6 protein-coding genes and 1 pseudogene are annotated in these 6000 nt (G+C 66.8%); 2 read left to right on the top strand and 5 right to left on the bottom strand.

What is annotated here, in order from left to right; genetic code table 11:
* The 3 genes and pseudogenes from ACFYR3_RS37295 to ACFYR3_RS37285 all read right to left on the bottom strand — a co-directional run.
* Window positions 1-1238 (bottom strand): DEAD/DEAH box helicase (locus ACFYR3_RS37295; RefSeq protein ID WP_389286404.1); only part of this gene is annotated, 1238 nt, incomplete at its 3' end.
* 340 nt (window positions 1239-1578) lie between these two features.
* On the bottom strand, window positions 1579-1782 hold the full coding sequence (locus ACFYR3_RS37290) for a cold-shock protein (RefSeq protein ID WP_326784468.1): 204 nt from the start codon (window positions 1780-1782) through the stop codon (window positions 1579-1581).
* Between the two features lie 672 nt (window positions 1783-2454).
* Window positions 2455-2631, bottom strand: a pseudogene (locus tag ACFYR3_RS37285) (STAS domain-containing protein); the annotation flags it as partial.
* Window positions 2632-2768: 137 nt separating this feature from the next.
* On the opposite strand from ACFYR3_RS37285, the gene ACFYR3_RS37280 reads away from it, so the two are divergent.
* Both ACFYR3_RS37280 and ACFYR3_RS37275 read left to right on the top strand, forming a co-directional pair.
* Entirely contained in the window at window positions 2769-3212 is a 444-nt protein-coding gene (locus tag ACFYR3_RS37280; protein ID WP_355858948.1) for an ATP-binding protein, read from the top strand.
* Between the two features lie 344 nt (window positions 3213-3556).
* Complete coding sequence (locus tag ACFYR3_RS37275; RefSeq protein WP_389286401.1) at window positions 3557-4432, top strand: IS5 family transposase; 876 nt, start codon at window positions 3557-3559, stop codon at window positions 4430-4432.
* A 13-nt stretch (window positions 4433-4445) separates the two neighbouring features.
* On the opposite strand, the gene ACFYR3_RS37270 is transcribed toward ACFYR3_RS37275, so the two are convergent.
* Window positions 4446-4865, bottom strand: a complete 420-nt coding sequence (locus ACFYR3_RS37270) for a hypothetical protein (RefSeq protein ID WP_389286399.1) — start codon at window positions 4863-4865, stop codon at window positions 4446-4448.
* Window positions 4866-4922: 57 nt separating this feature from the next.
* Window positions 4923-5258, bottom strand: coding sequence for a MerR family transcriptional regulator (locus ACFYR3_RS37265; protein ID WP_355859010.1), 336 nt, complete (start codon window positions 5256-5258; stop codon window positions 4923-4925).
* Window positions 5259-6000: the final 742 nt, after the last annotated feature.

The following is a 6000-nucleotide window of genomic DNA, read 5'->3' as shown; positions in this document are numbered from 1 at the left end:
GTGACCAGGGTGACGACGCTGCCGGACTCGCCGGCTCGGGCGGTGCGTCCGCCGCGGTGGAGGTAGTCCTTGTGGTCGGTCGGCGGGTCGACGTTGACGACGAGGTCGAGGTTGTCGACGTGGATGCCGCGCGCCGCGACGTTGGTCGCCACCAGCACGCTGACGTGCCCCGTCTTGAACTGCGCCAGTGTGCGGGTGCGTTGCGGCTGTGACTTGCCGCCGTGCAGCGCGGCGGCCCGAACCCCACTGTTGAGGAGGTCCTGGGTCAGCCGGTCGACGGCGTGCTTGGTGTCCAGGAACATGATCACGCGGCCTTCGCGGGCGGCGATCTCTGTCGTGGCGGCGTGCTTGTCGGCGCCGTGGACGTGCAGGACGTGGTGCTCCATCGTTGTGACCGCTCCGGCTGAGGGGTCGACCGAGTGCACGACGGGGTCCGTCAGGTAGCGGCGCACCAGCAGGTCGACGTTGCGGTCCAAGGTGGCGGAGAACAGCATCCGCTGCCCCTGCGGACGCACCTGGTCGAGCAGCGCGGTGACCTGCGGCATGAAACCCATGTCGGCCATCTGGTCGGCCTCGTCCAGCACCGTGATGCCCACCTGGTTCAGCCGGCAGTCGCCACGGTCGATGAGGTCCTTGAGCCGGCCCGGGGTCGCGACGACGACCTCGGCCCCGCCTCGCAGCGCGCCGGCCTGCCTGCCGATCGACATCCCGCCCACCACCGTGGCCAGCCGCAGCCTGACGGACCGGGCGTACGGAGTGAGCGCGTCGGTCACCTGCTGCGCCAGCTCACGCGTCGGTACGAGGATCAGCCCCAGCGGCTGGCGGGGCTCAGCACGCTGTCCGGCGGTACGGGCCAGCAGAGCGAGACCGAAGGCGAGGGTCTTGCCGGAACCGGTGCGCCCGCGGCCCAGGACGTCACGGCCCGCCAGGGAGTTCGGCAGTGTCGCGCCCTGGATCGGGAACGGCGCGCTCACACCCTGGCTGCCGAGTTCGGCCAGCAGCTGCGCGGGCATGGAGAGATCGGCGAAGCTCTCAACGGCAGGCAGCGCTGGAGTGATCGTCTTAGGGAGCGCGAACTCACCCTGCACCGCGGCGGGCCGGTGGCCGGAGCTGCCGGCGCGGGCAGGACCGCCGGAACGGCGCGGTGCCGGCGAGCCGAAGCGGCTGGCGCCCCTTCCTGCGTCGACGCTGCCATTTCGGGCGCGGGGCGAGCGGTCGTTCGTACGTGTGCGGTTCATGCGGAACCTTCCTCGATGCGGCACATATCAAGGAATTCCCGCAAGCGGTGAGCAGCACGGAATTACAGGTATGGACCGATGTCAAAGCAAATCCGGCCGACGGAAATCCGCGGCGGGCGTAAATACTGAAATAGGTGACGCAGCAAGGACGTAAAGTCCCGGGCGCCGGGTGCAGTGTGGCTATTCAGGATGCGCCTGCATCCTGAAGGAGGAGCCGGGCGTGGTGAGACTGCGGATTTCTCCGAGCCGTCCCGCAGGTGAAACCACTGCGGGAAAATGCGTGTAGCTGGGGCCCGCACCCCGAGGGATGCGGGCCCCAGCTACAAAGTGCGCGTCAGCGTCAGGCCGGAACGATGTTCTCGGCCGTCGGGCCCTTCTGGCCCTGCGCGATGTCGAAGGTCACCTTCTGGCCTTCCTGAAGCTCACGGAAGCCCTGGGCGGCAATGTTCGAGAAGTGGGCGAACACGTCAGCGCCGCCACCGTCCTGCTCGATGAAGCCGAAACCCTTGTCCGCGTTGAACCACTTCACGGTACCAGCAGCCATGTCATATCTCCTTTGGGGCAGTACACCGGCATCCGCACTGTGCGAACACCGTGTCGCCGCGATGATTACCCCGCCGGAAAATGACCGGAAATACAAAAGCGCTCTCCCCGACAGAAGTCGAGTTCGAGCACTTGAAGTTCGGGAACCACAACTGCAACTGAGATGGACAGTAGCACGCCGCAACGGCCCGCGTCGGCTAAGTAATTCCACTCCGCTCATTGCGGTAAAAACTCTCACTACACGGTCCGGCAAACTCTCACCTCACGAGCACAGATATTGACTCACTCGCAGTGCAACGTTCCAGAAAAGCGGAGTCGTCAGCCGCAACCAGGGTTGTCGGGGCGCTTTGGCGTGTGCGGCTGTCCGCAGGATCGCATTGAACAGCGGCCAAGAGCAGCCACCAACATGAGGCGGACTTGCGCTGATCGCCGCGTCCGGAGCAGTAGTCGAGCGTTCGATCCGGTGAGGGGACGTCACCGTGGATCGTGTCGGGCAAACTGCGCCCTCCGGAAGTGCCGTGCGTTCAAAGGCTCGGCTTCACCCGGACATGGCAGCTGACAGCGGGCTGAAACTTTGGTGTTCGTTCGCCGTCTGTCCGACGGGCGCCGCATCCATGACGGCCTGTGGGGAGAGTCCGACCGCTGACCGGGAGCGGAGCGGCTTTGCCTGTCGTCAGGAGGGGAGGGCTTGACGGAGCGTGGGACAACAGGGAATGACCGTGTCGAGACCAACGATTTCAACGACCCGCTGAACCGCTGCCCGCAAGGCCGCCAGCCGAATCCAGCCGCCGGCGGACGCTTCATCGCGTTGTGCGGCCAGGACACTGACGGCGCTGGAGTCCATGAAGGCGAGCGCACTGCAGGACGCCGGAAGCGCTACACCTTATAAGGGTGCTACCCCCGTGTGACCGTGCTGCAGGTAACGTTCCAGGCGGGCGTACCCGGCCCTGAAAGGGGTAGCGGGCGGGGAGAGGGAAGCGAGCACGGATGGACGAGACAAGAGGGGCCGAAGGCGAAACGGCCTCGCTGTTGGAGACATCGCTCGCGCTGGACAGCGACGGCTCCCGCATAGCTCAGGCCCGTCATCTGGCCGCGGCTTTCCTGACGAAGGTGAGAGACGACCACGGCATCCCGGTGGTGACCGCCACGGTCGAGATCGTCCAGTTGATCGTCAGCGAACTGGTGACCAACGCCCGAAAGTACGGGCCGGGACCGGCCCTCTTGCACCTGCGGGTCACCAGTGCCGTGCTGCGGGTTGAACTCTGGGACAGCAATCCCGCTGTGCCGGCTGCACAGGCGCTGGATCCGGAACGCATCGGCCAGCATGGCCTGGAGATCGTCAGGGCACTCGCCCAAACCGTCATCGTCGAGCGGACCCCCCTCGGCAAGCGCATCACCGCGGACATCGCCCTCATCCCGGCCACCGCATAGCCGGTCCCGTCTCGCCTGTTCGAGTAGCTCATGGCGACGGCGCCGGTCGGCCGGCGGCCGTGTGCCTCGCGTGACGTGGCCCCCGTACCGTCCGCATCGAGCACTCCCCCGCAGGCAGGACCCGGAAGCATGAAACCCGGGTATCGAAGCTGCCCGCCAGGGACGCACCGGGCCCGTCGGCCTCTGCGGGAGTCGAGGCGGGCCCGGCGCTCATGGAACGCCGCAGGCTCGCTCCGCTGCGGGAAGCAGCCTCAACCACCACACCCGAACGGCGCAGGGAGACTGCGCCCCCAACCTAGGCCGTGTATCGAAAGTGGATCTTGAGCGATGAATGATCCCTGCTCATGGGGCGGGGAGATCTCACGGACGAGCAGTGGGCGGTGCTGGCGCCCTTGTTGCCGAAGGGGACGAAGGCGGGGCGGCCGCCTGTCTGGACTCGGCGACAGTTGATCGACGGCATACGGTTCCGGGTCCGGACCGGTGTTCCCTGGCGGGACGTGCCTGTCGAGTACGGGCCGTGGGGCCGGGTCTACGACTTGTTCCGCCGGTGGCAGCGGGACGGAACATGGCACAGAGTCCTCACCCGGCTCCAGTCGCTGGCCGACGCGAAGGGTGCGATCACGTGGGACCTGAGCGTCGACTCCACGGTGTGCCGCGCCCATCAGCATGCAGCCGGGGCCCGCAGGCAGGGTGATCTGCAGAAGGAACCACCAGGCGGTGTCTTCACCAAGCCCGTTGATCACGGACTGGGACGCTCGCGTGGCGGGTTCACCACCAAGCTGCACTTGGCCGTCGAGCAGGGCCAAAGGCCCATGTCGATCGTGATCACGGCAGGGCAGCGCGGAGACTCGCCCCAGTTCGAACCCGTGCTGGCGAAGGTCCGCGTGCCCCGCATCGGGCCGGGTCGGCCGCGCGTCCGCCCCAACCGCGTGCGGGCTGACAAGGCGTACGCCTCCCGCAAGAACCGCGCCTACCTGCGTCGCCGGGGAATCCGCTGCACCATCCCGGACAAGGCCGACCAGGCACGCAACCGCCAGAAGCGAGGCTCCCACGGTGGCCGGCCACCGCATTTCGACCCCGTCGACTACCGCGAACGGCACGCGGTCGAGTGCGGAATCAACCGCCTCAAGCGCCACCGGGCCGTGGCCACCCGCTACGACAAGCTCGCGGTCCGCTTTGAAGCCACTGTCCTGGTCGCGGCCATCAACGAGTGGCTGTGATCAGCACGCGTCGCTACAGCTCGTAGTCCCGGGCCAGCTCCTCCCAGTCAATGCTACGAAGGGCAAGACCAGCGTCCTCGCCCGCCGGTACCTCCGGTGCTGGCTGGAACCAGGCGACGACGAGGGTGGAGCCGTCCATTGACGGGTCGAGCGCCGCGGAGTTGAAGACACCGACGCAAGCCACGGAAGGCAGCACCTCAACAGGGCCGAAGGCGCCGGCGGTCTCGTCCGGGTACTCGCGGGAGGGCGGAACGAGATGGACCGGCGTGGAGGAAAACGCGCGTTCGGCCTGCCGCTGGAGCCAACTGACCTTCAGGTCGTTGATGCGCTTGCACGGGTAGCCCTCCAGCATCCCCCCATAGGTCGAAGACATCCGTAGCTCGGTGAGCCGGATCGAACGACCGGACAAGAGGACTATGTGACCCAGCGACATGCCGACACCCTATGCGCACGATTCACTTCCGACACACGACCTAGCCCCTCACAGCCGCTACCGACCCATCGGGTTCGACGATCCGGCGGCGCGGCGGTGTTCGGCGTTGATGCGCTGGGCTTCTTCGAGTTGGTCCTCGAGGATGATGATGCGGCAGGCGGCGTCGATGGGGGTGCCGTTGTCGACGAGTTCGCGGGCGCGGGCGGCGATGCGCAGTTGGTAGCGGGAGTAGCGTCGATGGCCGCCCGCTGAGCGGAGCGGGGTGATGAGACGGGCTTCGCCGAGGGCGCGCAGGAAGCCCTGGGTGGTGCCGAGCAACGCTGCGGCCCGGCCCATGGTGTAGGCGGGGTAGTCGTCGTCATCGAGCCGGCCGAACGAGTCGTCTGCTGTCACTTGCACCTCTCCGAGAAACGCGTGGAGGGGCCCCGGCGCTATTCGCGCCAGGGCCCCGAAGGAACTGCTACACCATCTGCCGGCCCTGATACTGCACCGACTTTCTGTTTCCGCACGCCCACCCGGGAGAGGGCGGGGAATGCGGGGATCGCGGTTGCTCGACCGGAGACCACCTCACTATCGATGTCCTGCGGTACCCGGGCTCTGCAATTCCGCCCGGGCGATCCTGATGGCGCTCGGCCCCTCCGTTCTTTCCCTCTGGGATCAACTCACTGCTGGTACTGCTCTACTGCGTACTGCTGGTGATGCGACCTCGGTGACCTGTGACAGCGTCACTCTTCGGCAGCCAGCCCCGTCGCCCGTCCTGCGTCTGCTCTGGCTTAGAACCCCACTGCCGAACTTCCCGGTGCGCGCGCCCGCAGCCGACGCCTTCACCGAGGAACCACTTACTGACTTCACTGCTGGGTCTTGCGAACTGCACTTACAGGTACTGCCACTGCATCAACTGCGGTCCTGCTCACGGCGGCCCCTGATCACTGCGAGCCACCCGGTCCGGCCGTCAGCCCCGTCGCCGTCCTGCGACAACCCCGGCTCCGAAACTCCACCACCGCACCGCCCTGCACACTGCAACTACCTCTACCACTGCCTGGCAGTTCGTGTCTGCCAGGCCCTGCCGATCTCGGCTACGAGAGAAACCATAGCCAGACGATCTCCCAATGTCTACTCCAGCCAACATAGATTT

It is taken from the genome of Streptomyces sp. NPDC005784, from assembly GCF_042871525.1.
Taxonomy (GTDB): domain Bacteria; phylum Actinomycetota; class Actinomycetes; order Streptomycetales; family Streptomycetaceae; genus Streptomyces.
This window is presented reverse-complemented; position numbering and strand designations above follow the sequence as displayed.